The sequence below is a fragment of the Burkholderia sp. AU4i genome (assembly GCF_000466765.1).
Lineage (GTDB): Bacteria > Pseudomonadota > Gammaproteobacteria > Burkholderiales > Burkholderiaceae > Burkholderia > Burkholderia cepacia.
On the sequence record NZ_ASSI01000270.1, the window covers coordinates 1 to 2534 of the forward strand.

Below are 2534 nucleotides of genomic sequence, written 5' to 3' on the forward strand. Positions count from 1 at the left end.
CGACGTTTTCGATGCGGACGAAGGCGTCGTTTTGGGTACGGGCCGCGGGGGCCGGTTGGGTCTGTCGTGCAGCAGCGGAAGAGGGTATCGATTGCATGGGATTCACCATTCGTTCTTCACGGATTGCAGGCGTGAGCGTCCCCGCGCGAGGCGCGTCATGCGACTCGCGGGCAACGGCTCGTGCCGGATGGAACAGTGCGCGCGGCGCGCGCGGGCGGATGAAGGTCCGCGGATCTCAGGCGGGCAGGCGTGAAGCGATGCCTGCGCCGCCGGAATGCTTCGCGATCAGTGGCCCGTCTTCAGCTGGGCCCACAGACGGTTCTCGAGGCGCAGGATGTCGGCCGGCATCGGCTTCATCAGCACCATCTTCTTCAGCACGTCTTCGGGCGGGTAGACGGTCGGGTCCTGCGCGACGGCCGGCGTGACGAACTGGTGCGCGGCCTTGTTCGCGGTCGGGTAGAACACCGTGTTGGTGATCGCCGCGTTGACCTTCGGATCGGACACGTAGTTGATCCACTTCAGGGCGGCCTCGGGGTGCGGTGCATCCTTCGGGATCACCATCACGTCAAACCACAGCAGGCCGCCTTCCTTCGGATTCGAGAACTTGATGTCGTACGAGCGCTTCGCTTCGGCCGAGCGGCGATGCGCGATGCCGACGTCGCCCGACCAGCCGAGCACGACGCACACGTCGTTGTTCGCGAGGTCGTTGATGTAGCCGGACGAGTTGAACTGGGTGATGTACGGGCGGACTTTCTTCAGGACTTCGAATGCAGCCTGGTAGTCGCCGGGGTTCTTGCTGTTCGGATCCTTGCCCATGTATTGCAGCGTCGCGGCGAACACGTCGACGGCCTGGTCGAGGAACGACACGCCGCAGCTCTTCAGCTTTTCCATGTTGGCCGGATCGAACACCAGCGCCCAGCTGTCGACCGGCGCCTTGTCGCCGAGTGCCTTCTTCACCGCCTGCGCGTTGTAGCCGATGCCGTCGGTGCCGTAGGCCCAGGGCACGCCGTACTGGTTGCCCGGATCGGCGTCCGAGATCATCTTCATCAGCAGCGGGTCGAGGTTCGCGAGGTTCGGCAGCTTCGACTTGTCGAGTTTCTGGTACACGCCGGCCTGGATCTGCTTGGCCATGTAGTTCGACGTCGGCACGACGATGTCGTAGCCCGAACTGCCGGCAAGCAGCTTCGCCTGAAGCGTGTCGTCGCTGTCGTAGTTGTCGTACTTGACGTGGATCCCGGTCTGCTTCTGGAAGTTCGGGATCGTGTCCGGTGCGATGTAGTCGGACCAGTTGTAGACGTTCAGATCCTCGGCATGCGCCGACGGGCTGGCGACCGACGTGAACGCGGCCGCGGCGGCAAGGGCGGCAACGGAACAGGCTTGGCGAAGAAAGCAGGCACGCATGGTGGAATTCCCCTGGTTATGGCGGCGTGCGGCGCCCGCCGCACGCCTGTAGGCAAAACCGTTACGAAATACCCAGTTGCTGGGCGGTTGCATCGACTGCTTTTTTCGCCTTCGATACGAGTTCATCGATTTCCTGACGCGAGATCACGAGCGGCGGCGACAGCAGCATCCGGTCGCCGGTCGCACGCATGATCAGGTTGCCGTTGAAGCAGAAGTCGCGGCAGATCGTGCCGACGTCGCCGCCGTTCGCGAAGCGACGGCGTTCGGCCGGTGCCTCCGCGAGCTGAAGGCTCGCGACGAGGCCGTGGCCGTGCACTTCGCCGACGATCGGGTGACGCGCGAAGGTTTCGCGCATCAGCGCCTGGAAGTACGGGCCCGTGTCGTTCTTCACGCGCTCGACGATCCCTTCGTCGCGCAGCAGCTTCAGGTTCGCGACCGCGACGGCTGCCGCGACCGGGTGGCCCGAGTACGTGAGGCCGTGATTGAATTCGCCGTTGTCGATGATCGGCCGTGCCACGCGCTCGTGAATGCCGACGGCGCCCATCGGCACGTAGCCCGACGTGAGGCCCTTGGCCATCGTGATCAGGTCAGGCTCGAAGCCGAAGTGCTGGTGCGCGAACCATTCGCCGGTACGGCCGAAGCCGCCGATCACTTCGTCGGCCACCAGCAGGATGTCGTACTTGCGGCAGATCCGCTGGATTTCCGGCCAGTACGTCGACGGCGGGAAGATCACGCCGCCCGCGCCCTGGAACGGCTCGCCGATGAACGCCGCGACGTTTTCCGCGCCGAGTTCGAGGATCTTCGCCTCGAGCTGCTGCGCGCGGGCCAGGCCGAACGCTTCCGGCGTTTCGCCGGCCGCCGCTTCGCCGAAGAAATACGGCTGGTCGATGTGCACGATGTTCTCGACCTTCGACGGCATCTGCTCGTGCATGTAGCCCATCCCGCCGAGCGTGCCGCCGGCGATCGTCGAGCCGTGGTAACCGTTCTTGCGCGAGATCACGAACTTCTTCTGCGGCTGGCCCTGCACGCGCCAGTACTGGTGCACGAGGCGCAGCACGGTGTCGTTGCCTTCCGAGCCGCTGTTGCAATAGAAGAAGTGGTTGAAACCCTTCGGCGTGACTTCCGCGAGCATC

General features: G+C 64.6%; 2 protein-coding genes. Both read right to left on the reverse strand.

Going from position 1 to position 2534, the window contains the following annotated elements; genetic code table 11:
* Positions 1-285 precede the first annotated feature (285 nt).
* Complete coding sequence (locus tag L810_RS40015) at positions 286-1401, reverse strand: polyamine ABC transporter substrate-binding protein (protein ID WP_021163819.1); 1116 nt, start codon at positions 1399-1401, stop codon at positions 286-288.
* A gap of 61 nt (positions 1402-1462) precedes the next feature.
* Positions 1463-2534, reverse strand: a 1072-nt coding sequence (locus tag L810_RS40020) for an aminotransferase (RefSeq protein ID WP_021163820.1), incomplete at its 5' end; no start/stop codon positions are given.

Bases quoted from the DNA above. Each gene is read 5' to 3' on its own strand.
- L810_RS40015 (WP_021163819.1), bottom strand. From the start codon at position 1,401: ATGCGTGCCTGCTTTCTTCGCCAAGCCTGTTCCGTTGCCGCCCTTGCC.